The organism is Pseudomonas sp. DC3200b2 (genome assembly GCF_049895785.1).
In the GTDB taxonomy this organism is placed as follows: domain Bacteria; phylum Pseudomonadota; class Gammaproteobacteria; order Pseudomonadales; family Pseudomonadaceae; genus Aquipseudomonas; species Aquipseudomonas massiliensis.
In genome coordinates this window covers 355,293-376,542 of record NZ_JAFCTA010000001.1, presented here as the reverse complement: position 1 = coordinate 376,542, position 21,250 = coordinate 355,293, and the positions used below count along the sequence as shown (strand labels likewise).

The window sequence follows — 21,250 nt, the reverse complement described above, 5'->3', positions numbered from 1 at the left end:
TTTAACGGCGGGCCTGGGGGATGGCAATCGAGGCCGCGACCGATCGCCGCAGCCGTCAGCGCCGGGCCTGCGCGAACAAGACCCAGCGCACAGATGACCCGCGCGTTCAGTCCGCCGCGGGCCGCAGGGCCTGCTTCACCGCATCGATGGCAGCATCCCGGGCGGCACCATCGGTATGGGCCGGGCTGCTGGCCACGCACTCGCCATCGAGCCATACCGTGAAACGGTCCGCTTCGACGCGCAGTTCTGGCTCGACCTGCTGCAGACGCTTGCTTGCCGCGCCCGCCGCCTTGCCATCGGCGAATGGCTGAGAAAGCAGCAGTTGCTCCCCGTCGGCACTGAGCAGGCGGAAACGGAAGCTGCCATCGTCCTCGCGGAAGCTGACGAACCGCGCAGCCTTGCCGGCCTTCTTGGGCGCGGTGCCGGTTGTCGCGACCTGGGTACGGAACGAGCGCAGGCCCACCGCTTCGCGCAACTGCTCGAGGAAAGGCGTGGCCACGCGACGCGCCTTGGCGGCACCGGCCAACAGGATGTCTTCCAGGTCAGCGGGGCGAGCGATCAGTTGCTGGTAGCGCTCGCGCGGCTCGGCAAGGAGGCCGTCGAGCAGTGTGAACAGTTGTTGCTTGGCCTCGCCCCACCCCAGACCGCCCAGCAGGTGCCCGCGGAAGGCTTCGGTCTGGGCCGGAGTCGCGAAGGCGCTGTAGAGGGTGAACAGGTGGCTGTTGTCAGGATCCTTCGGCTCACCCGGAGCGCGTGAGTCGGTCACGATACGGGCAATGGCGTCCTTGAGCTGCTTGGCCGAGCCGAACAACGGGATGGTGTTGTCGTAGCTCTTGGACATCTTGCGGCCATCCAGCCCGGGCAGGGTCGCTACGCTTTCCTCGATCACCGCCTCGGGGAGTACGAACAGCTCCTGCCCCTGGCCGAACAGATGGTTGAAGCGCTGGCCGATATCCCGAGCCATTTCCACGTGCTGGATCTGGTCACGACCCACCGGCACCTTGTGGGCGTTGAACATCAGGATGTCCGCCGCCATCAGGATCGGGTAGCTGTACAGGCCCATGGACACGCCGGCGTCCGGGTCTTCGCCGGTTTCCACGTTCCTGTCTACCGACGCCTTGTAGGCATGGGCGCGGTTGAGCAGCCCCTTGGCCGCCACGCAGGTCAGCAACCAGGTCAATTCAGGGATCTCGGGGATGTCCGACTGCCGATAGAAAGTAGCGCGCTCCACGTCCAGGCCACCAGCGAGCCAGGTGGCGGCGATTTCCAGGCGCGAGCGCTGGATACGCTGCGGGTCGTCGCATTTGATCAGGGCGTGGTAATCGGCCAGGAAGTAGTATGAGTCCATGCCAGGCCGACGACTGGCCTCGATGGCAGGGCGGATGGCGCCGGCATAGTTGCCCAGGTGGGGCGTGCCGGTGGTGGTGATACCAGTGAGAATACGGGTGGTCATGGGCAATCGCTTATCGGCTGCGGTCAGGGGGCAAGGCGCGGAAGAACAAGATCTTTCAGGTCGGTGAGTTTGCCATGAAAGAAGTGCCCGCACTCCGCCACTTTGATCAACTCATGGGGACGCTCGAGCCCGGCGGACCATTCGTACACCTGGGCAGGTTGGACGACCTCGTCGGCGTCAGGCTGGATCACCGTCAGCGGGCACTGCCGCGGCGGCGGCTCTTCGGTACGCAACCGCATCACGGCCGGAGCGCACATGAACAGGTGCTCAAGCGTCACGCCCTGGCGTTCCAGCCGCCCGCCCAGGGTGGCCGCCACGAAACCACCGAAGGAAAAGCCCAGGAGTGTCAGCGGCAGGCCTGGATGACGGATGCGCAGCCAGTTGGCGGCGGCATTGGCGTCGTCCACCTCCCCCAGGCCCATGTCATGGCTGCCGGCACTGCTACCCGTGCCCCGATAGTTGAACCTCAGGGTGATGTAGCCAGCGTCCCGGGCGGTACGCTGCAGGGTGGACATGACCTTGTTGAGCATGGTCCCGCCCTGCTCGGGGTTTGGATGGCAAAGCAGTGCCAGGCCTCGCGGCTGGGGAACCTCGAGGTAAAGCGCCTCGAGCTGGCCAACCGGCCCATCGAGCATCAAGGGGTTTTCGCGAATGAGCAAGGGTATGAACTCCGTGACCCTGGCCAGGGTCGACTCGTCTAGCTAGTGGTTTGTGCCCCGTGGTCAGGCGGTTTTGACGCCTTGCGGTATACAGCGCGGGTTCGAGCCGTTAACGTAATGCAAAGTCGTTTATAGAGGAAGGACTCGTGGAACTCTCGCTCTTGGTTTGGTTGCTACCCACACTGGCTCTCGTGGTGGGCCTGGTCGCCGGCTTCCTCCTTGCACGCCTGGCCCCCAATGCCGTGCCTGGCGGCACCCAGCGCCAGCTGGACGAGCTTCAGCAGAAATTCGATAACTATCAGCATGAGGTGGTCACCCACTTCAACAGCACTGCGGTGCTGGTGAAGAAGCTGACTCAGAGCTACCAGGAGGTTCAGGAACACCTGGCCGAAGGCGCCAATCACCTGGCTACCGATGAACTGACACGCCAGCGCCTGTTGGCGGCCCTGCACGCCGAGCCGAGCGCTTCGAGCCGTGACCGACTGACCCCGCCCAAGGATCATGAAGCACCCAAGGATTACGCCCCCAAGGGGCCGGACATGCCAGGCATGCTCGACGAGCAATATGGGTTGAAACGCAAGTAAATCAAAAAGGGCCTCGATCGAGGCCCTTTTCGCAGGTGAGCGGCAAGCCCGCGGCGGGTCAGATGACCTCGCGCGCGCGCAACAGCTCGATGACCTGCCTGACGCCTTCCTCGATGGTCAGGGCCTGGGTGTCGATGACCAGGTCCGCGTCGAGCGGTACGTCATAAGGGAAGGACTCACCCGGGATGTTGTCCCCACCGGCTGCGTATAGCCCTTGAGGGTCACGCTCGCTGCAGGCCTGGGGCGAAGCCTGTACATACACGGTCAGCAGGCGATCCCCGATCAGGTCCCGTGCCTGGGCACGGCCTTCGGCATCCGGCGCCACGAATGCCGCCAGGGTCAACAGCCCCGCCTCGTTGAACTGCTTGGCCACATGGGCGGCACGGCGCCAGTTCTCGGTACGGCCAGCCCGATCCTGGGGCAGCCCCTTGTTCAGGTCATGACGCAGGTTCTGGCCATCGAGTACATAGACCGCGCGCCCCATATCGAAGAGCTTGCGCTCCACCGCATAGGCCAGGGTGCTCTTGCCTGCGCCGGACAGGCCCGTCAACAGCACGGTAGCCGGTTGCTGGCCGAAGCGGCGGACGCGCTCTTCCACACTGACGTGGGCCAGCGCACCATGAGCGCCAGCGCTGCCATGGGGTATTACGGGCGGAGCGATGATCATGCCCGCCCCTACCGTGCCGTTGGTGAGCCGGTCGATGACGATGAAGGCGCCAGTGGTGCGGTTGCTGGCGTAGCCGTCCAGGGCGATGGAGGCGTCGAGCGCCACCTTGACCTTGCCGATCTCGTTCAGCGCCAACGCACTGGCAGCGCCTTGCTCCAGAGTGTTGACGTCTACCCGATGGACGATGCTGGCGATGGAGCCCGGCACGTAGCTGGTCGCCCGCTTGATGTCGTATTTCTTGCCAGGCAGCATCGGCTCTTCAGACATCCACACCAGCATGGCTTCGAACTGATCGGTGACCGGCGGCACGTTGTCGGCATGCACCAGCAGATCCCCGCGGGAGATGTCGATTTCGTCTTCCATGGTCAAGGTAATGGCCTGGCCAGGCCCGGCATGCTCCAGCTCACCTTCGTAGGTGACGATGGACTTGACCCGGCTGCTCTTGCCCGAAGGCAGCACCGTCACCTCGTCGCCCTTGTGCACGACGCCGCTGGCCAGGGTGCCGGCGAAACCGCGGAAGTTCAGGTTGGGTCGGTTGACGTACTGTACCGGGAAGCGAAGGTCGGTCAGGTTGCGGTCGGCCGCCACCTCCACCGTTTCCAGGATTTCCATCAGCGCGGGGCCGGTGTACCAGGGCGAGCGCTCGCTGCGGTTGACCACGTTGTCGCCCTTGAGGGCTGACATGGGCACGAAATGCAGGCTGCTCGGCGTCAGCTGGATCGCCTCGGCAAACTTCAGGTAATCCGCCTTGATGGCCTCGAACACACCTTCATCGAAGCCCTTGAGGTCCATCTTGTTGATGGCCACCACGATGTGCTTGATACCCAACAGCGAAGCGATATAGCTGTGGCGACGGGTCTGGGTCTGCACGCCGTAGCGGGCATCCACCAGGATAATGGCCAGGTCGCAGGTGGAGGCGCCTGTGGCCATGTTGCGCGTGTACTGCTCGTGGCCCGGCGTGTCGGCGATGATGAACTTGCGCTTGGCGGTGGAGAAGTAGCGGTAGGCCACGTCGATGGTGATGCCCTGCTCACGCTCGGCCTGCAAGCCATCGACCAGCAACGCCAGGTCCACTTCTTCGCCAGTGGTGCCGACCTTCTTCGAATCCCGGGTGATGGCCTCGAGGTGGTCCTCGTAGATCATCTTCGAATCGTGCAGCAGACGGCCGATCAATGTGCTCTTGCCGTCGTCGACGTTGCCGCAGGTAAGGAACCGTAGCAGCTCCTTGCGCTCGTGCTGGGCCAGATAAGCGAGGATGTCTTCGCTGATCAGTTCGGATTGATGACTCATCTTGAGCTCCAAGCCGTAAGCTTCAAGCGGCAGGCTTGTAGCGTACGGCTAGTTAGAAATTCTGTTGATCAACCCAGCGAGCATTCTGGAAAACTCGTGGGCTTCGGTAATCCAATCGCAGGCGCTTCCAGGGCTGCAGGCGACCCAAGCGGCGCTGCGGAACCGGAAGTCCACATCCGGCTCGCAGCCTGCCGCCTGTAGCTCGAAGTGCTAGAAATAACCCTGACGCTTCTTGTCTTCCATGGAACCCGCGCCATCGTGGTCGATGACCCGCCCCTGGCGCTCGGAGGTACGCGTCAGCAGCATTTCCTGGATGATGTCGGTCAGGCTCTCGGCGTCGGACTCGACCGCGCCGGTCAGCGGATAGCAACCCAGGGTGCGGAAGCGGACCTTCTTCTTGACGATACGCGCTTTCTCTTCGTCGCTGAGGTGTTCGAGAATGCGCTCGTCGTCGATCATGATCAGGGTGCCATTCTTCTCGATGACCTCACGCTCGGCGGCGAAGTACAGCGGAACGATCGGGATCTGCTCCAGATAGATGTACTGCCAGATGTCCAGTTCGGTCCAGTTGGACAGCGGGAACACGCGGATCGACTCGCCTTTGTTCACCTTGCCGTTGTACAGGTTCCACAGCTCAGGGCGCTGGTTCTTGGGGTCCCAGCGGTGCTTGCTGTCGCGGAAAGAGTACACTCGCTCCTTGGCACGGGATTTTTCCTCGTCGCGTCGGGCACCCCCGAAGGCTGCGTCGAAACCGTGCTTGTCCAGCGCCTGCTTCAGGCCCTGTGTCTTCATGATGTCGGTATGCTTGGCACTACCGTGAGTGAAGGGATTGATGTCCTGAGCCACGCCCTCGGGATTGATGTGCACGAGCAGGTCCAGGCCCATCTCCTCGACCATGCGGTCGCGGAACTTGTACATCTCTTGGAATTTCCAGCGGGTGTCCACATGCATCACCGGAAACGGCAGCTTGCCCGGGAAGAAGGCCTTGCGTGCCAGATGCAGCATTACCGCCGAATCCTTGCCGATGGAATACAGCATCACCGGATTGTCGAACTCGGCTGCCACCTCACGAATGATGTGGATACTCTCCGCCTCGAGCTGTTTCAAGTGCGTCAGTTTATCGACCATGGCTACTCACGGATTGCTTTGCAGATGGGGACGGCCTACGGGCCGTTTTCGAGCCGGACACTGTATCACAGGGTCTGCGGCATATAAGGGAGGCGTCTTAGACTCAAAAGGTATGAGCATATGCCCGCCAGTTAGACCGGATTCGGGCAATCGATGAATCGATGCTCCAAGGCAAACCGTTGCGCCAGATACTCGCCCAGGGCCTGCACTCCGTAGCGCTCGGTGGCATGGTGTCCCGCGGCGATGAAGGACACGCCATTTTCGCAGGCACTGTGGAACGTCTGCTCTGAAGCTTCCCCGGTCAGGTAAAGATCGACGCCGGCGGCAATGGCAGTATCGATATAGCCCTGCCCGCCTCCAGTGCACCAACCCACCCGACGTACGGGCTGTCCGTTGCAGACCACCAACGGCTCACGCTGCAGCACCTGAGCGACTCGCCGCGAGAACGCCAGGGCGGTTTGGGGAATATCCAGCGACCCCACCAGCCCTACCACCTTCGGATCCGCCGGGTCCAGCGGACCTTCGACAGTCAACCCCAGGCGTGCCGCCAATTGGGTGTTATTGCCTACCTCCGGATGCACATCCAGGGGCAGGTGATAGGCCAGCAGGCTGATGTCATGACGTAGCAGGGTTTTGAGCCGACGCTGCTTCATGCCTACCACGCACGGGTTTTCCCCCTTCCAGAAATAGCCATGGTGTACCAGCACCAGGTCCGCGTCGGCGGCGACCGCGGCATCGAGCAGCGCCTGGCTGGCCGTTACGCCACTGACAATACGCCTTACCTGAGGGCGCCCTTCCACCTGGAGCCCATTGGGGCAGTAATCGGCCATCCGGGCGCTGCCCAGGTAACGGTCGGCTTCCTCGACCAGGGTGCTGAGTGACACGGCCATAAAACTCTCCATAAAGGCAGTTCGCGGGGGCCGAAGCCCTCGTATAATGGCGCCCATTATGCGGCCGCCCTGGCCGTGTGAAAACGCTCCCTCCTTTAGGACCCCCCGATGTCGATCGTCCTGCGTTATTTCAGCTGGCCTCTGGTGACCGGCGTTCTGGTCGCGCTCCTGATCATCCTGCGCTTTCCGGAATGGGTGGGGCTGCCCAGCCAGGACGTGAACCTGCAACAGGCGCCGCAATCGGCGACCGTCATCCAGGGTCCGATTTCCTACGCCGACGCAGTGACCATCGCCGCCCCGGCCGTGGTGAACCTCTATACCACCAAGGTCGTGAACAAGTCCTCGCATCCCTTGTTCGAAGACCCTCAATTCCGCCGCTTCTTCGGCGACAACCTGCCGCGCCAGCGCCGCTGGGAATCCAGCCTGGGGTCGGCGGTCATCATGAGCCCCGAGGGCTACCTGCTGACCAACAACCATGTGACCTCCGGCGCCGACCAGATCGTGGTGGCCCTCAAGGATGGTCGGGAAACCCTGGCGCGGGTCATCGGCAGCGACCCGGAAACCGACCTGGCGGTATTGAAGATCGACCTGAAGAACCTCCCCGCCATCACCATCGGCAGCTCGGACAACCTGCGCATCGGTGATGTGGCGCTGGCCATCGGCAACCCCTTCGGTGTCGGCCAGACCGTCACCATGGGCATCATCAGCGCTACCGGCCGCAACCAGTTGGGCCTCAATACCTACGAAGACTTCATCCAGACAGACGCGGCCATCAACCCAGGCAACTCGGGCGGTGCCCTGGTCGACGCCAATGGCAACCTGACCGGTATCAATACCGCCATTTTCTCCAAGTCTGGCGGTTCCCAGGGTATCGGCTTCGCCATTCCGACCAAGCTGGCCCTGGAAGTCATGAAGGCGATCATCGAGCACGGCCAGGTGATACGCGGCTGGCTGGGCATCGAAGTTCAACCGCTGACCGAAGACCTGGCCGAATCCTTTGGCTTGAAGGATCATCCGGGAATCGTAGTAGCGGGCGTATTCCGGGATGGTCCGGCGCAGAAGGCGGGGCTGCAACTGGGCGATGTCATTCTCAGCATCGACAAAGAGCCCGCCGCCGATGGCCGTAAGTCCATGAACCAGGTGGCACGAACCAAACCCGGCGACAAGATCGATATCGAGGTGATGCGCAAGGGCAAAACCCTGAAACTCACCGCTGAAGTGGGCCTGCGGCCGCCGCCGGCGCCGGCCGCGCCCAAGGAAGAGTAGGCGCAGCGAAGCGGTAGAATCGGCCAGCAGCCAGGGCCGGTTCGTCAGCTGCCGCTGACGCCCCCCGACGTTTCACGGCCTGCGCTGCCCTGACTGCCTGCCCTTGCGGTGGAAGCAAGCGAATAAAGCTTTTCGCTTGCTGACGCCAGCCGCCTGGGTTACAGCGCGTCCAGCAACGCCCGGTTCTGTTCCGGCGTGCCGATGGTGATACGCAGGAACTGGGCGATGCGTGGCTGCTTGAAGTGGCGAACGATCACGCTGCGCTCACGTAGATGCGCGGCGACCTGCGCAGCGTCCCGCTCCGGATGGCGCGCGAAAATGAAGTTGGCGCCCGAAGGCAGCACCTCGAAGCCGCGCTGCCGCAGCTCGGCGGCAAGCTTTTCCCGACTGTCGATCACGCGTCCACGGGTTTCGTCGAACCAGGCGCGATCCTCGAAGGCCGCGGCGGCCCCGGCCAGGGCGATGCGATCCAGAGGATAGGAGTTGAAACTGTTCTTGACACGTTCCAGAGCCTCGATCAGGTCCGGATGCCCTACCGCCAGGCCTACCCGCAGCCCGGCCAGTGAACGGGACTTGGACAGCGTCTGGGTCACCAACAGGTTCGGATAGCGATCTACCAGCGCGATGGCGCTGTCCCCACCGAAATCGATATAGGCCTCGTCGACCACCACTACCGAATCCGGGCTGCCGGCCAGAATCCGCTCGATGGCATCGAGCCCAAGCAGGCAGCCGGTTGGCGCGTTGGGGTTGGGGAAGATGATGCCGCCGTTGGGGCGCGCATAGTCGGCGGGTTCGATCTCGAAGCGGTCATTGAGCGCCACCTGTTCGAAGTCGATGCCATAGAGCCCGCAATAGACCGGATAGAAGCTATAGCTGATGTCCGGGAAGAGCAGTGGGCGCTCTTGTTGGAACAACCCGTGGAAGATATGCGCCAGCACTTCATCCGAGCCGTTGCCAACGAACACCTGCCCCGGCTGCACGCCATAGAAAGCGGCCACGGCCTGCTTCAAGCGGTCGCCGTTCGGGTCGGGGTACAGGCGCAGGTCATCGCCGATCTGCGCCTGCATGGCTTGCAATGCCAAGGGTGAGGGGCCGTAGGGGTTCTCGTTGGTGTTGAGCTTCACCAGATTGTTCAGCTTTGGCTGCTCGCCCGGCACATAGGGCACCAGCTGCTTGACGAAGGGGCTCCAGAATTTGCTCATGGTCAGGCTTCCTTGATTCGGTATTCAGCGCTACGTGCGTGGGCGGTAAGGGACTCGCCCCGAGCCAGTACCGAGGCCGTGCGCCCCAGCACGGACGCACCTTCGTCCGAGCAGAAGATCACCGACGACCGCTTCTGGAAGTCGTAGACACCCAGCGGCGAGGAGAACCGGGCGGTACCGGAGGTAGGCAGCACGTGGTTCGGGCCCGCGCAGTAGTCGCCCAAGGCCTCGCTGGTGTGGCGGCCCATGAAGATGGCCCCGGCATGACGAATCGAGGGCAGCCATTGACGCGGATCGGCTACCGAGAGCTCCAGGTGCTCGGGGGCGATCCGGTTGGCCACTTCGATGGCCTGGGCCATGTCGGCCACCTTGATCAGCGCGCCACGGTTGTTCAGCGAGGTACGGATGATCTCGGCCCGCTCCATGGTGGGCAACAGCTTGTCGATGCTCAGCGCTACCTGGTCGAGGAAGGCCTGGTCCGGACTGACCAGGATCGCCTGGGCGTCCTCGTCATGCTCGGCCTGGGAGAACAGGTCCATGGCGATCCAGTCCGGGTCGGTGCCGCCATCGCAGACCACCAGGATCTCCGATGGGCCTGCGATCATGTCGATACCCACCTTGCCGAAGACGTGGCGCTTGGCGGTGGCCACGTAGATGTTCCCCGGACCGACGATCTTGTCCACCGGGGGAACGCTTTCGGTGCCATAGGCCAGTGCCGCGACGGCCTGGGCGCCACCGATAGTGAACACTCGGTCCACACCGGCGATGCAGGCGGCGGCCAGCACCAGCTCGTTCACCTCGCCCCGGGGCGTCGGCACTACCATGACCACTTCGGGCACGCCCGCGACCTTGGCCGGAATGGCGTTCATCAGCACCGACGAGGGGTAGCTGGCCTTGCCACCGGGCACATAGAGCCCGGCGCGGTCGAGGGGCGTGACCTGCTGCCCAAGCACCGTGCCATCGGCCTCGGTGTAGCTCCAGGAATCCTGTTTCTGTTTTTCGTGATAGGCACGCACACGGGCAGCGGCCGTTTCCAGGGCTTGCCGCTGGGCTGGGGTGATGCGCTCCAGGGCCTGCTCCAGCCGGGCCCGGGGCAGGATCAGCTCCGCCATGGCCTTGACCTGCACCCCATCGAAGCGCTGGGTGTATTCCACCAGGGCCGCGTCGCCACGTTGGCGCACCGCGTCGATGATTTCCAGCACGCGACCGTTCACAGCGTCATCGGAAACGCTTTCCCAGCTCAGCAGATGATCCAGATGCCGCGCAAAATCCACAGCGGTGGCGTCAAGTCGGCGGATGGCGGTCGGTTCGGTCATGGCTGGCCTCGGTCTGCGAGTGTGTAACGGGATGGGTAATCTAGCAGGGCCACCACGCCATTTGGGCCTTTCCTTCGATCGAAGGCGGCTATGGCGTGGATAGCGAAGCGCGCGGGCTGCGCGCCGAAGGGTCAAGCCCGGTGTCGGGATTCCACTGCCTTGCGCAGGGTCTCGATCAGTGCCTGGATGCGGGCATGCTGCATCTTCATGGACGCCTTGTTCACCACTAGGCGAGAACTGATGTGAGCGATCAGCTCCTGGGGTTCCAGGCCATTGGCTCGCAGGGTGTTGCCAGTGTCCACCACGTCGATGATCTTGTCCGCCAGGCCTACCAGCGGGGCAAGCTCCATGGAGCCGTAGAGCTTGATGATATCGACCTGGCGGCCCTGTTCGGCGTAGTAGCGCTTGGCGACGTTGACGAACTTGGTCGCTACCCGCAGCCGCCCTTTGGGCACGGGTGCCCCGATGGCGCCGGCGGTCATCAGGCGACACCGGGCGATCTTCAGGTCGAGGGGTTCGTACAGGCCCTGGCCGCCATACTCCATGAGCACGTCCTTGCCCGCCACGCCGAGGTCGGCGGCGCCGTGCTCGACGTAGGTGGGCACGTCGGTGGCACGCACGATCAGCAGGCGGACATCATCCTGGGTAGTGGGGATGATGAGCTTGCGGCTCTTGTCCGGATCCTCGGTCGGGACGATGCCCGCGTCCGCCAGCAACGGCAGGGTGTCGTCGAGGATACGGCCCTTGGACAAAGCGATGGTCAGCATGGAAGAAGCAGAGCCCTTTTCTTTCGTTAACGATGCAGGATGGCCGAGGCCGCCAGGTGCGCTGGCGCTAGCCCGGCACGCGACGGATCCTGGCGCCCAGCATCTGCAGTTTTTCCTCGATGCACTCGTAGCCACGGTCGATGTGGTAGATGCGGTCGATCAGGGTATCGCCTTCGGCAACCAGGGCCGCCAACACCAGGCTCGCCGAGGCGCGAAGGTCGGTAGCCATCACCGGGGCGCCCTTGAGGCCGTCCACGCCAGTGACCACGGCGGTATTGCCTTCGACGAGAATGTGCGCGCCCATGCGCAGCAGCTCGTACACGTGCATGAAGCGGTTTTCGAATACGGTTTCGATGACCGCCCCGGTGCCTTCGGCGACTGCGTTCAGGGAAATGAACTGCGCCTGCATGTCGGTGGGGAACGCCGGGTAGGGAGCGGTGCGCAGGTTGACCGCGCGCGGCCGCTTGCCGTGCATGTCCAGGGCGATCCAGTCTTCACCGGAGGTGATCTCGGCGCCGGCTTCGCGCAGCTTGTCGAGCACCGCCTCGAGGATGGTGGGGTCGGTGTCCTTGAGCTTGACCCGGCCACCGGTCACGGCGGCGGCTACCAGGTAGGTACCGGTTTCGATGCGGTCCGGCATGACCTTGTAGGTCGCCGAATGCAGGCGCTCCACACCCTCGATGGTGATGGTGTCGGTGCCGGCGCCCTGGACGTTGCCACCCATGGCATTGATGAAGTTGGCCAGATCGACCACCTCGGGCTCGCGGGCGGCGTTCTGCAGCACGGTGCGCCCCCTGGCCAGGGCCGCGGCCATCATGATGTTCTCGGTACCGGTCACGCTGACGGTATCGAAGAAGAAGCTGGCGCCACGCAGCCCGCCCTCGGGTGCCTTGGCCTTGATGTAGCCACCTTCCACGTCGATGACCGCGCCCATGGCTTCCAGGCCTCGGATGTGCAAATCCACCGGACGCGAGCCGATGGCGCAACCGCCCGGCAAGGCGACTTCCGCCTCGCCGAAGCGGGCGACCATCGGGCCCAGCACCAGGATGGACGCGCGCATGGTCTTGACCAGCTCATAAGGCGCGACCAGTGTCTTGATGGTGCGCGGGTCGATCTCCACCGCCAGCTTTTCGTTGATCACAGGCTCGATGCCCATGCGCCCGAACAGCTCGATCATGGTGGTGATGTCGTGCAGGTGCGGGAGGTTCGCCACCGTGACCGGCCCATCGGCCAGCAGGGTTGCCGCCAGAATCGGCAGGGCGGCGTTCTTCGCGCCGGAAATGCGGATCTCGCCATCGAGGCGGGCACCGCCGGTAATAATCAGTTTGTCCATAACACTCTCGAAGCCTATGGCTCAGGTGCGCTCAGCCCAGGCTGCGCGGGTGAAAAATTTCATCGTCACGGCATGGATGCTGCCATCGGCGATCCAGGGATTGAGGTGCGAATAGACCTGCTGCTGACGCTTGACCGGGCTGAGCGCGGCCAGCTCGTCGCTGATGACGTTCAACTGGAAGTTGCAGCCTTCGCCTTCGACTTCCACCTGGACTTGGGGCAGCTTCGCTTCAAGGAAGCTTTTGACTTCTAGGGCCTGCATGATCAACCTCGGTCGGCGCCCTGTGCGCGCGGGTCGGCCATGATACAAAAAAAGCCCGCTGGCTGCGAGCTTCGCAGACCAGGCGGGCTTTTCCCGAGCACGGGTGTCAGACGCTGCGCAGCAAAGGCGAAACGCCACAGACCTCGGCAATCTGGCACAGGTCCGTCGGCATGTGGCTCACGCTCAGCGTCTTGCCAGCTGCCTGGGCATCACGGGCCAGCGCCAGCAACAGGGACACGCCCACGCTGCTGGCTTTCTCCACGGCGCGGCAATCCACCACCACCTGACCGCCGCTTACCCGCGGCACCAGATCCCGGGCCTCGGCGCGCAGGCTGGCCCCGGTGCGGTAGTCCAGCACGCCTTGCAGATGCAGCTGGTTGTCTACCAGCCTTAACGAAGCCAGGCTCATTGCTGCTCCTGCAAGGGCTGGTTGCCTGCAGCTTCCTTGGCCTTGGCGACCTCGCCAGCCCAGCCGTCGATGGTCTTGTCCAGGTCGTTGCCGTTTCGCTGCATGGCGTCAGCGAACTGGTCGCGGAACAGCTTGCCGATGTTGATGCCGTTTACGATCACATTCCGCACTTTCCACTGGCCCTGGACCTTCTCCAGCGTATAGGAAACCGGGTAGACCGCACCGTTGTTGCCGCGCACCTGCATGCCGACGGAGGTCCGCTCACCGCTTTCGTCCTTGGGTGGGTCGACCGTGATGCCTTGGTTGTTGTACTCGAGCAGGGCGTTGCCATAGAACTGGAACAGGCTGCGGCGGAAGTTTTCCTGGAAGCGAGCCATCTGCTCCGGCGTAGCCTTGCGCGAATACTTGACCGTCATGATGCTGCGCGAGATGCCGTCGGCGTCCACCACAGGGCCCACGATGCGGTTGAGCGCGGCGTAGAAGGCCGAGGGGTTCTGGCGGTAGGCGTCGCGATTGGCGCTCAGGTCGGCCAGCAGCTCGTCGGTGGTGCCCTTGACCAGGTCATGGGCGGAGCTGCCCGCCGCGGCATTGGCCAGTAGCGGCACGGCCAGCAGCATGGCGACCAGGGCTCGACGCAAAATGGCTATCATGTGAACTCCTTTATTTCGCTTCTTTGCTCACGTTATTGAGCAAGAATTTGCCAATCAGATCCTCCAGCACCAGCGAGGATTGTGTGTCATGGATTGTCTGACCATCCTTCAGCACGGCACTCTCACCACCCACGCTCACCCCGATGTACTTCTCGCCCAGCAGGCCGGCCGTCAGGATGGAAGCGGTCGAATCCACCGGCAGGTTATCCACGCTCTTGTCCAGTTGCAGCGTCACCCGACCGGTGAAGGTGTCCTTGTCCAGGTCGATGGCGGTGACCTTGCCGATGGTCACGCCAGCCATGGTCACCTTGGCTCTGACAGTCAGGCCGGCGATATTGTCAAAATATGCGTAGAGTTTGTAAGTGTCGTGGGCGGAGGTCGGGGATAGCCCGCTGACCCGCAGGGCCAGCAGCAACAGCGCGAGGATCCCGGCCAGCAGAAACAGGCCGACACCGACTTCCAGGGTGCGGTTTTGCATTAGAAATCTCCAAACATCAAAGCGGTCAAAATGAAGTCCAGGCCCAATACGGCCAGGGAGGCGTAGACCACGGTACGGGTAGTCGCGCGGCTGATTCCTTCTGACGTAGGTTCGCAGTCATAGCCCTGGTACACCGCGATCCAGGTGACCACGAAGGCGAACACAAGGCTCTTCACCACGCCATTGAGGACATCCTCGGTAAAACTGACGCTGTTCTGCATGTTGGCCCAGAACGACCCTTCATAGACCCCGAGCCAGTCCACCGCTACCCAGGACCCGCCCCAGATGCCCACGACGCTGAACATGGCCGCCAGCACCGGCAGGGAAATGAAGCCCGCCCAGAGCCGCGGCGCGATGATGTACTTGAGCGGGTCGACGCCGATCATTTCCAGGCTGGAGAGCTGCTCGGTGGCTTTCATGTTGCCGATTTCCGCGGCCAGGGCCGAACCCGCGCGCCCGGCGAAGAGCAAGGCGGTGACCACAGGCCCCAGCTCACGCAGCAAGGTCAGGGCAATCATCTGGCCCACCGCCTGTTCGGAACCGTATTTGGCCAGGATGCTGAAACCCTGCAGCGAGAGCACGCCGCCAATGAAGATCCCGGACACCACGATAATGGCCAGGGACAACACACCGACCGAGTACAGCTGCCGCACCAGCAGGGCAAACCCACCGGACACTCCGCCGCGACTGAACAAGGCGTGAAGAAGAAACAGAGTGGCGCGACCCAGCCCTGCGATGATGTCGATGGCAGCCCGCCCCAACAGGCGAACCCGCTCCACTATGGACCTGCGACGCATCAGCGCTTCCCCAGAAAGTCTTCGGCCAAGGCTGGCGCGGAAAAATGGAAAGGAACCGGCCCGTCTGCCTGGCCTTTCATGAACTGACGGATGCGCGGATTATCCGAAGCCATCAGCTCGGCCGGGGTGCCCTGCCCCAGCACCTGGCCGTCGCCCACTACATAAAGGTAATCGGCGATGCTCGCGGTTTCGGCCAGATCGTGAGACACCACGATGCTGGTGATTCCCAGGGCGTCGTTGAGCAGCCGGATCAGGCGCACCAGCATGCCCATGGCGATCGGGTCCTGGCCGACGAAAGGCTCGTCGTACATGAGGATCTGCGGGTCCATGGCGATAGCGCGCGCCAGGGCCACCCGGCGCTTCATGCCTCCGGAAAGCTCGTCGGGCATCAGCTCCACCGCACCGCGCAGCCCCACGGCCTGCAGCTTCATCAGCACAATGTCGCGAATCATTTCCTCGGGCAGGTCGGTATGCACCCGCAGCGGGAACGCCACGTTCTCGAAGACGTCCAGGTCCGTGAACAGCGCGCCACTCTGGAACAGCACGCCCATGTGCTTGCGGGCATCGAACAGGTCACTGCGCGACAGCTCCGGCAGGTTCTGCCCGTTCACCCATACCTGGCCCTTGGCGGGCCGCAGCTGAGCGCCCATCAGGCGCAGCAGGGTCGTCTTGCCGCAGCCGGACGGCCCCATGATCCCGGTGACCTTGCCGCGTGGAATGCGGATATCCACATTCTCGAAAATGCTGCGCGCGCCGCGCTTGAAGGTGACGCCCTTCAGCTCGACGGCGTAGGCGTGTTCAGCACTCATTCGTTCTCCTTGCGATGCGACATTCCCCTGAAGACGTGTGAGCCACAGGCCAGGGCACACCGCCGCCGCAGGTCGACAAGCGGCGCACTATACCACCGACCTTCGCGCGGGGAACCGCCCGCGCTTGCCGAGGCGCCCTGGGCCTGGCCGCGCCGGCGGCGTCAGCCAGCGACTCGCCAGACCTTGCTGCGAAGGCGCAAATGACCGGCTGCGCCGGGCCGTGCGCGCTACCGGCAATCCAGATATAATCCCGGCCTTTTCTCAGGCTGACTTGCTCCGCATGAACCAGACCCGCGACCTTATCCAGTCCGCGCAGCGCACCATCGCTCTTGAACTCAAGGCAGTGGAAGGCCTGCTCGAGTCCATAAACGCTGATTTCGTCCACGCCTGCGAGATGATCCTGGCCAGCAGCGGGCGCGTCGTGGTCATGGGCATGGGCAAGTCGGGCCATGTCGGGCGCAAGATCGCCGCGACCCTGGCCAGCACCGGAACGCCGGCCTTCTTCGTGCATCCGGCCGAGGCCAGCCATGGCGACATGGGCATGATCACCCCGGCCGACATCGTTCTGGCGCTGTCCAACTCCGGTACCACCGCGGAACTCGTTACCCTGGTACCGCTGATCAAGCGCCTTGGCATCGGCCTGATCAGCCTTACCGGCAATCCGGAATCCACCCTGGCCAAGGCCGCCGAGGTCCATCTGAGCGCTCGGGTGGAGCAGGAAGCCTGCCCCCTGAACCTGGCGCCTACCTCGTCCACCACCGCGGCGCTGGTGCTGGGGGACGCTCTGGCGGTAGCCCTGCTCGAAGCGCGCGGGTTCACCGCCGAAGACTTCGCGTTTTCGCACCCGGGCGGGGCCCTGGGGCGACGCCTGCTGCTGAAGGTCGAGCAATTGATGCACGGCGGGGCCGCCCTGCCGAAGGTCACGCGCGGCACGCTCCTGAAGGAAGCCCTTCTGGAAATGTCGCGCAAGGGGCTGGGCATGACCGTGGTGATCGAAGAGGACGGCCGCCTGGCCGGAGTCTTCACCGATGGCGACCTGCGCCGCAGCCTGGACCGCAACCTGGACATCCAGGCCACGCGCATCGAACAGGTGATGACCGTTCACGGCAAGTCCGTTACCCCTGAAATGTTGGCGGCCCAGGCATTGAAGATCATGGAAGACCACAAGATCGGCGCCCTGGTGGTGGTCGATGAGCAGGATCGCCCGGTTGGCGCGATGAACATGCATGACTTCCTCCGTGCGGGGGTCGTGTGATGGATCACGCCCTGCTGGAACGCGCGAGCCGGATCAAACTGGCGGTTTTCGACGTCGACGGTGTGCTCACCGATGGCCGTCTCTACTTTCTGGAAGACGGCAGCGAGATCAAGGCGTTCAATACACTCGATGGCCAGGGCATCAAGATGCTCATGGCCTCGGGCGTGACAACCGCCATCATCAGCGGCCGCACCAGCGCCGCGACCGAACGCCGGGCCCGCAACCTGGGCATCCCGCACCTGTACCAGGGCCGCGAGGACAAGCTCGTGGTTCTGGATGGGCTTATCCAGACGCTGGGCCTGTCCTACGAGCAGGTCGCCCACCTGGGCGACGACCTTCCGGACCTCCCGGTCATCCGGCGCGTGGGGCTGGGCATGGCGGTGGCCAATGCCGCCGACTTCGTGCGCCGACACGCCCATGGCGTGACCCAGGCCAAGGGTGGCGAAGGCGCGGCTCGTGAATATTGCGAACTTATCCTGCGGGCCCAGGGCAACCTGGACGCCGCGCTGAACCACTACCTGTAGGCACCGCAATGCCCAAGAAAAAGCTCTTGACCCTGTCGATCGCGGTGGCGCTCGCCGCCCTGCTGATCGCTGCCGGGTACTGGAACGTCAGCCCTGGCCGCTTCCTCGACAACCCCAAGGCGAGCGTCGACGCCGGCACCATCGACTACTATGCGATCAACGCGCACACGGTGCAGTACCTGCCCGACGGCTCCAGGCAGTACGACATGACCGCCGACAGGGTCGAGCACCTCAAGGCCAGCGAGGTCACCCATGTGACCAGGCCGGTGATGGACATCTACCGGGGAACGACCTACCCCTGGCACGTGCGCAGCGAGCGCGCCGTGGTCAATCCGGACGGCAGCCAGGTCGAACTCATCGACGCCGTACGGCTCAACCGCACGGACCAGCAGAACCGAACCACCGTGATCACGACGTCCCGCGCCATGGTATTCCCGCAGAAGCAATATGCGGAGACTGACCAAGACGTTAGAATCGAGGGCGCCGGTGGCGTCACGACTGCCAAGGGAATGAAAGCGTATTTGAACGACAGCAAGATCCACTTGCTGTCCACCGTAAGAGGACAGTATGAGGCTCGTTAAAACCCTCCCCTTCCTGCTAGGCCTGGGCGCGGCACTGGGAAGCGTGAACGCTTTGGCGCTGCCCACCGACCGGAATCAGCCCATCCATATCCAGTCCGACGACGCCCAGCTTGACGACAAGCAAGGCGTGGCCGTGTACACCGGGGACGTGGTCATCACCCAGGGCTCGATGAAGATCACCGGCAACAAGGTAACCGTCACCCGCGCAGCCAATGGCGACGTGGACGTGTTCACCGCCGTGGGCAACCTGGCCTACTACGAGCAGAAGCCTGCCGTCGACAAGCCGATCGTCCAGGCCTACGCGGTGACCATCCAGTACTTCGCCGCCCAGGACCGCATCGTGCTGATCGACAAGGCCAAGGTCATCAACGATGGCAACACCTCCGAAGGCGAAAAGATCGTCTACGACACGGTGCGCCAGGTGGTGAACGCCGGGCGGGCCACGGGCAGCAAGCTGACCGCGCCACGCCCGCGGATCGACATGGTGATCCAGCCCAAGAAGAAAACCGACCAGCCGCAGAAGGCGCAGTAATGGCAACGTTGAAGGCCCAGCACCTGGCCAAGAGCTATAAAAGCCGGCAAGTGGTGAGAGATGTCAGCCTTTCCATCGAAAGTGGGCAGATCGTCGGCCTGCTTGGCCCCAACGGGGCGGGCAAGACCACCTGTTTCTACATGATCGTGGGCCTGGTCCAGGCAGACCAGGGCCGGGTGCTGATCGACGATCTGGACGTCAGCCACCAGCCCATGCACGGTCGCGCCAAGGCAGGCATTGGCTATCTGCCCCAGGAAGCTTCCATCTTCCGCAAGCTGTCGGTGGCCGACAACATCATGGCCATTCTGGAAACCCGCAAGGACCTCGACAGCAATGGCCGTCGCAAGGCCATGGAAAGCCTTTTGCAGGAATTCCACATCACCCATATCCGGGACAACCTCGGCATGAGCCTGTCCGGCGGCGAACGGCGGCGGGTCGAGATCGCCAGGGCACTGGCCACCGCGCCGAAATTCATCCTGCTGGACGAACCCTTCGCTGGCGTGGACCCGATATCCGTGGGTGATATCAAGCAGATCATTCATCACCTCAAGGCCAAGGGCATTGGCGTGTTGATCACCGACCACAATGTGCGGGAAACCCTCGATATCTGCGAAATCGCCTATATTGTGAACGATGGCCAATTGATTGCAGAAGGCGATTCGGCAACTATCCTGGCCAACGAGCTGGTGAAAGAGGTCTACCTGGGCCACGAGTTCCGGCTGTAAGTGTAAAGCCCCTAGGCAAAGCTCGAAGCCTCAGGCATATAATTTGCTTCAAGTCTGGGTGCTCCGCTGGGAGCACCCGTTGTGGAAGGCGCCTCGCGCCGGCAAACAAGGTGTCAAGCTCACGCCATGAAACCATCGCTTGTCCTTAAAATGGGCCAGCAACTGACGATGACGCCGCAGTTGCAACAGGCCATCCGCCTTCTCCAGCTTTCCACCTTGGACCTTCAACAGGAAATCCAGGAGGCGCTCGAGTCCAATCCGATGCTCGAACGCCAGGAAGAGGGTGACGACTTCGACAATACCGACCCGTTGGCCGACAAGGCGGAACAGTCGAATACGCAGGCGGAAAGCCCCGAACCGTCCTTCCAGGAAACCAGCTTCCAGGAAAGCGCTGACAGCGGCGCCCAAGCCAGCGAAGAAGGCGACTGGAGCGAACGCATTCCCGAAGACCTGCCCGTGGATACGGCCTGGGAAGACATCTACCAGACCAGCGCCAGTAGCCTGCCTGGGGGCGATGACGACGATTGGGACTTCACTACCCGCACCTCGGCCGGGGAAAGCCTGCAAAGCCATCTGCTCTGGCAGCTCAACCTGGTGCCGATGTCCGATAACGACCGGTTGATCGCGGTTACCCTCATCGATTGCATCAACAGCCAGGGATATCTGGAAGAAAGCCTGGAAGAACTCTGCCAAGGCTTCGATCCGGAACTGGATATCGAGCTGGATGAAGTCGAGGCCGTGCTGCATCGCATCCAGCAATTCGAGCCCGCTGGCGTGGGCGCGCGCAACCTTGGCGAATGCCTGGCCCTGCAGTTGCGCCAATTGCCGCCGAAAACCCCATGGCTTGCCGAGGCCCAGCGCCTGGTTACAGAGTTCATAGAACTGCTTGGCAGCCGGGACTATAGCCAACTGATGCGGCGGATGAAGCTCAAGGAAGATGAGCTTCGCCAGGTGATCGAGCTGGTGCAGAGCCTCAACCCACGCCCCGGCTCGCAGATCGAGAGCAGCGAACCGGAATACGTGGTGCCCGATGTGATCGTGCGCAAGGACAACGACCGCTGGCTGGTGGAACTCAACCAGGAGGCCGTGCCGCGATTGCGTGTGAACCCGCAGTATGCCGGGTTCGTGCGTCGCGCCGACAGCAGCGCGGACAACACCTTCATGCGCAATCAGTTGCAGGAGGCCCGCTGGTTCATCAAGAGCCTGCAAAGCCGCAACGAAACCCTGATGAAGGTGGCCACGCAGATCGTGGAGCACCAGCGCGGCTTCCTCGACTATGGCGACGAAGCCATGAAACCCTTGGTGCTGCACGATATCGCCGAAGCCGTGGGCATGCACGAGTCCACGATTTCCCGTGTCACCACCCAGAAGTACATGCACACCCCTCGCGGCATTTATGAGCTGAAATACTTTTTCTCCAGCCACGTCAGCACCTCGGAAGGCGGAGAATGCTCATCCACGGCCATCCGGGCGATCATCAAGAAACTGGTCGCCGCCGAAAACCAGAAAAAGCCATTGAGTGACAGCAAGATCGCTGGTTTACTGGAGGCACAGGGCATTCAGGTAGCACGCCGCACTGTCGCCAAGTACCGTGAGTCCCTCGGGATCGCGCCGTCCAGCGAACGCAAGCGGTTGATGTAGCCTGGCCAGGTGGCTGCCGGCCCTGGTCGTCGG

The 21,250-nt window shown here is 63.1% G+C and carries 23 protein-coding genes; 8 read left to right on the top strand and 15 right to left on the bottom strand.

The features are described from left to right. Positions 1–106: 106 nt before the first annotated feature. Positions 107–1,453, bottom strand: coding sequence for a tryptophan--tRNA ligase (locus ACP691_RS01880; RefSeq protein WP_426149825.1), 1,347 nt, complete (start codon positions 1,451–1,453; stop codon positions 107–109). A 23-nt stretch (positions 1,454–1,476) separates the two neighbouring features. Next, entirely contained in the window at positions 1,477–2,112 is a 636-nt protein-coding gene (locus ACP691_RS01875) for an alpha/beta hydrolase (RefSeq protein WP_426149824.1), read from the bottom strand. A gap of 146 nt (positions 2,113–2,258) precedes the next feature. Here ACP691_RS01875 and ACP691_RS01870 point away from each other — a divergent pair, with 146 nt between their 5' ends. After that, complete coding sequence (locus ACP691_RS01870) at positions 2,259–2,696, top strand: YhcB family protein (RefSeq protein ID WP_426149823.1); 438 nt, start codon at positions 2,259–2,261, stop codon at positions 2,694–2,696. A 58-nt stretch (positions 2,697–2,754) separates the two neighbouring features. On the opposite strand, the gene cysN is transcribed toward ACP691_RS01870, so the two are convergent. From cysN to ACP691_RS01855, 3 genes are all read right to left on the bottom strand, one after another. Next, positions 2,755–4,653, bottom strand: a complete 1,899-nt coding sequence (cysN, locus tag ACP691_RS01865; protein WP_426149822.1) for a sulfate adenylyltransferase subunit CysN — start codon at positions 4,651–4,653, stop codon at positions 2,755–2,757. Positions 4,654–4,863: 210 nt separating this feature from the next. Next, positions 4,864–5,781, bottom strand: coding sequence for a sulfate adenylyltransferase subunit CysD (gene cysD, locus ACP691_RS01860; protein WP_426149821.1), 918 nt, complete (start codon positions 5,779–5,781; stop codon positions 4,864–4,866). 131 nt (positions 5,782–5,912) lie between these two features. Further along, positions 5,913–6,671, bottom strand: a complete 759-nt coding sequence (locus tag ACP691_RS01855; protein WP_426149820.1) for a Nif3-like dinuclear metal center hexameric protein — start codon at positions 6,669–6,671, stop codon at positions 5,913–5,915. Between the two features lie 108 nt (positions 6,672–6,779). On the opposite strand from ACP691_RS01855, the gene algW reads away from it, so the two are divergent. Next, a complete protein-coding gene (gene algW / locus ACP691_RS01850; RefSeq protein WP_040261809.1) occupies positions 6,780–7,937 on the top strand; it encodes a Do family serine endopeptidase AlgW in 1,158 nt (385 codons plus the stop codon). A 158-nt stretch (positions 7,938–8,095) separates the two neighbouring features. Here algW and hisC read toward each other — a convergent pair whose 3' ends face one another. From hisC to ACP691_RS01800, 10 genes are all read right to left on the bottom strand, one after another. Beyond that, positions 8,096–9,139 carry a histidinol-phosphate transaminase gene (gene hisC, locus ACP691_RS01845; RefSeq protein ID WP_426149819.1) on the bottom strand — a complete coding sequence of 348 codons (1,044 nt, stop codon included), beginning with the start codon at positions 9,137–9,139 and terminating at the stop codon, positions 8,096–8,098. Between the two features lie 2 nt (positions 9,140–9,141). Beyond that, entirely contained in the window at positions 9,142–10,455 is a 1,314-nt protein-coding gene (gene hisD / locus ACP691_RS01840; RefSeq protein WP_426149818.1) for a histidinol dehydrogenase, read from the bottom strand. Positions 10,456–10,586: 131 nt separating this feature from the next. Next, on the bottom strand, positions 10,587–11,222 hold the full coding sequence (hisG, locus tag ACP691_RS01835) for an ATP phosphoribosyltransferase (protein WP_040261806.1): 636 nt from the start codon (positions 11,220–11,222) through the stop codon (positions 10,587–10,589). Between the two features lie 67 nt (positions 11,223–11,289). Beyond that, the gene (murA, locus tag ACP691_RS01830; RefSeq protein ID WP_426149817.1) at positions 11,290–12,555 is read right to left on the bottom strand and encodes a UDP-N-acetylglucosamine 1-carboxyvinyltransferase; all 1,266 of its coding nucleotides are present in this window, start codon (positions 12,553–12,555) and stop codon (positions 11,290–11,292) included. A gap of 21 nt (positions 12,556–12,576) precedes the next feature. Beyond that, positions 12,577–12,816: a BolA family protein gene (locus ACP691_RS01825; protein ID WP_040261804.1), complete on the bottom strand. Its 240-nt coding sequence runs from the start codon at positions 12,814–12,816 to the stop codon at positions 12,577–12,579. Between the two features lie 106 nt (positions 12,817–12,922). After that, complete coding sequence (locus ACP691_RS01820; protein WP_426149816.1) at positions 12,923–13,225, bottom strand: STAS domain-containing protein; 303 nt, start codon at positions 13,223–13,225, stop codon at positions 12,923–12,925. Further along, the gene (locus ACP691_RS01815; RefSeq protein WP_426149815.1) at positions 13,222–13,875 is read right to left on the bottom strand and encodes an MlaC/ttg2D family ABC transporter substrate-binding protein; all 654 of its coding nucleotides are present in this window, start codon (positions 13,873–13,875) and stop codon (positions 13,222–13,224) included. Before ACP691_RS01815 ends, ACP691_RS01820 begins: the two co-directional genes overlap by 4 nt. A gap of 10 nt (positions 13,876–13,885) precedes the next feature. Continuing rightward, a complete protein-coding gene (gene mlaD, locus ACP691_RS01810) occupies positions 13,886–14,353 on the bottom strand; it encodes an outer membrane lipid asymmetry maintenance protein MlaD (protein ID WP_040261801.1) in 468 nt (155 codons plus the stop codon). After that, positions 14,353–15,150 carry a lipid asymmetry maintenance ABC transporter permease subunit MlaE gene (gene mlaE, locus ACP691_RS01805; protein ID WP_426149814.1) on the bottom strand — a complete coding sequence of 266 codons (798 nt, stop codon included), beginning with the start codon at positions 15,148–15,150 and terminating at the stop codon, positions 14,353–14,355. Before mlaE ends, mlaD begins: the two co-directional genes overlap by 1 nt. Next, complete coding sequence (locus tag ACP691_RS01800) at positions 15,150–15,959, bottom strand: ABC transporter ATP-binding protein (protein WP_040261799.1); 810 nt, start codon at positions 15,957–15,959, stop codon at positions 15,150–15,152. Before ACP691_RS01800 ends, mlaE begins: the two co-directional genes overlap by 1 nt. A 280-nt stretch (positions 15,960–16,239) precedes the next feature. Here ACP691_RS01800 and ACP691_RS01795 point away from each other — a divergent pair, with 280 nt between their 5' ends. The 6 genes from ACP691_RS01795 (at position 16,240) to ACP691_RS01770 (ending at position 21,217) form a co-directional block, all read left to right on the top strand. Beyond that, positions 16,240–17,214, top strand: coding sequence for a KpsF/GutQ family sugar-phosphate isomerase (locus ACP691_RS01795; protein WP_426149813.1), 975 nt, complete (start codon positions 16,240–16,242; stop codon positions 17,212–17,214). Then, complete coding sequence (locus ACP691_RS01790) at positions 17,214–17,738, top strand: KdsC family phosphatase (protein ID WP_426149812.1); 525 nt, start codon at positions 17,214–17,216, stop codon at positions 17,736–17,738. The genes ACP691_RS01795 and ACP691_RS01790 overlap by 1 nt, the downstream gene beginning before the upstream one ends. A gap of 8 nt (positions 17,739–17,746) precedes the next feature. Beyond that, positions 17,747–18,319, top strand: coding sequence for an LPS export ABC transporter periplasmic protein LptC (lptC, locus tag ACP691_RS01785; protein ID WP_426149811.1), 573 nt, complete (start codon positions 17,747–17,749; stop codon positions 18,317–18,319). Then, positions 18,306–18,851: a lipopolysaccharide transport periplasmic protein LptA gene (gene lptA / locus ACP691_RS01780; RefSeq protein ID WP_426149810.1), complete on the top strand. Its 546-nt coding sequence runs from the start codon at positions 18,306–18,308 to the stop codon at positions 18,849–18,851. The genes lptC and lptA overlap by 14 nt, the downstream gene beginning before the upstream one ends. After that, entirely contained in the window at positions 18,851–19,576 is a 726-nt protein-coding gene (gene lptB / locus ACP691_RS01775; protein ID WP_040261795.1) for an LPS export ABC transporter ATP-binding protein, read from the top strand. The genes lptA and lptB overlap by 1 nt, the downstream gene beginning before the upstream one ends. A gap of 126 nt (positions 19,577–19,702) precedes the next feature. Beyond that, positions 19,703–21,217, top strand: a complete 1,515-nt coding sequence (locus ACP691_RS01770; protein WP_426149809.1) for an RNA polymerase factor sigma-54 — start codon at positions 19,703–19,705, stop codon at positions 21,215–21,217. Positions 21,218–21,250: the final 33 nt, after the last annotated feature.

Excerpts from the sequence above, each read along its gene's own strand:
- algW (WP_040261809.1), top strand. The coding sequence starts at position 6,780 with ATGTCGATCGTCCTGCGTTATTTCAGCTGGCCTCTGGTGACCGGCGTT.
- murA (WP_426149817.1), bottom strand. The coding sequence starts at position 12,555 with ATGGACAAACTGATTATTACCGGCGGTGCCCGCCTCGATGGCGAGATC.
- ACP691_RS01820 (WP_426149816.1), bottom strand. The coding sequence starts at position 13,225 with ATGAGCCTGGCTTCGTTAAGGCTGGTAGACAACCAGCTGCATCTGCAA.
- ACP691_RS01815 (WP_426149815.1), bottom strand. The coding sequence starts at position 13,875 with ATGATAGCCATTTTGCGTCGAGCCCTGGTCGCCATGCTGCTGGCCGTG.
- cysD (WP_426149821.1), bottom strand. The coding sequence starts at position 5,781 with ATGGTCGATAAACTGACGCACTTGAAACAGCTCGAGGCGGAGAGTATC.
- hisD (WP_426149818.1), bottom strand. The coding sequence starts at position 10,455 with ATGACCGAACCGACCGCCATCCGCCGACTTGACGCCACCGCTGTGGAT.
- ACP691_RS01825 (WP_040261804.1), bottom strand. The coding sequence starts at position 12,816 with ATGCAGGCCCTAGAAGTCAAAAGCTTCCTTGAAGCGAAGCTGCCCCAA.
- ACP691_RS01795 (WP_426149813.1), top strand. The coding sequence starts at position 16,240 with ATGAACCAGACCCGCGACCTTATCCAGTCCGCGCAGCGCACCATCGCT.
- ACP691_RS01855 (WP_426149820.1), bottom strand. The coding sequence starts at position 6,671 with ATGGCCGTGTCACTCAGCACCCTGGTCGAGGAAGCCGACCGTTACCTG.
- lptA (WP_426149810.1), top strand. The coding sequence starts at position 18,306 with ATGAGGCTCGTTAAAACCCTCCCCTTCCTGCTAGGCCTGGGCGCGGCA.
- ACP691_RS01770 (WP_426149809.1), top strand. The coding sequence starts at position 19,703 with ATGAAACCATCGCTTGTCCTTAAAATGGGCCAGCAACTGACGATGACG.
- ACP691_RS01880 (WP_426149825.1), bottom strand. The coding sequence starts at position 1,453 with ATGACCACCCGTATTCTCACTGGTATCACCACCACCGGCACGCCCCAC.
- lptC (WP_426149811.1), top strand. The coding sequence starts at position 17,747 with ATGCCCAAGAAAAAGCTCTTGACCCTGTCGATCGCGGTGGCGCTCGCC.
- hisC (WP_426149819.1), bottom strand. The coding sequence starts at position 9,139 with ATGAGCAAATTCTGGAGCCCCTTCGTCAAGCAGCTGGTGCCCTATGTG.
- lptB (WP_040261795.1), top strand. The coding sequence starts at position 18,851 with ATGGCAACGTTGAAGGCCCAGCACCTGGCCAAGAGCTATAAAAGCCGG.
- mlaD (WP_040261801.1), bottom strand. The coding sequence starts at position 14,353 with ATGCAAAACCGCACCCTGGAAGTCGGTGTCGGCCTGTTTCTGCTGGCC.
- ACP691_RS01790 (WP_426149812.1), top strand. The coding sequence starts at position 17,214 with ATGGATCACGCCCTGCTGGAACGCGCGAGCCGGATCAAACTGGCGGTT.
- cysN (WP_426149822.1), bottom strand. The coding sequence starts at position 4,653 with ATGAGTCATCAATCCGAACTGATCAGCGAAGACATCCTCGCTTATCTG.
- ACP691_RS01800 (WP_040261799.1), bottom strand. The coding sequence starts at position 15,959 with ATGAGTGCTGAACACGCCTACGCCGTCGAGCTGAAGGGCGTCACCTTC.
- mlaE (WP_426149814.1), bottom strand. The coding sequence starts at position 15,150 with ATGCGTCGCAGGTCCATAGTGGAGCGGGTTCGCCTGTTGGGGCGGGCT.
- hisG (WP_040261806.1), bottom strand. The coding sequence starts at position 11,222 with ATGCTGACCATCGCTTTGTCCAAGGGCCGTATCCTCGACGACACCCTG.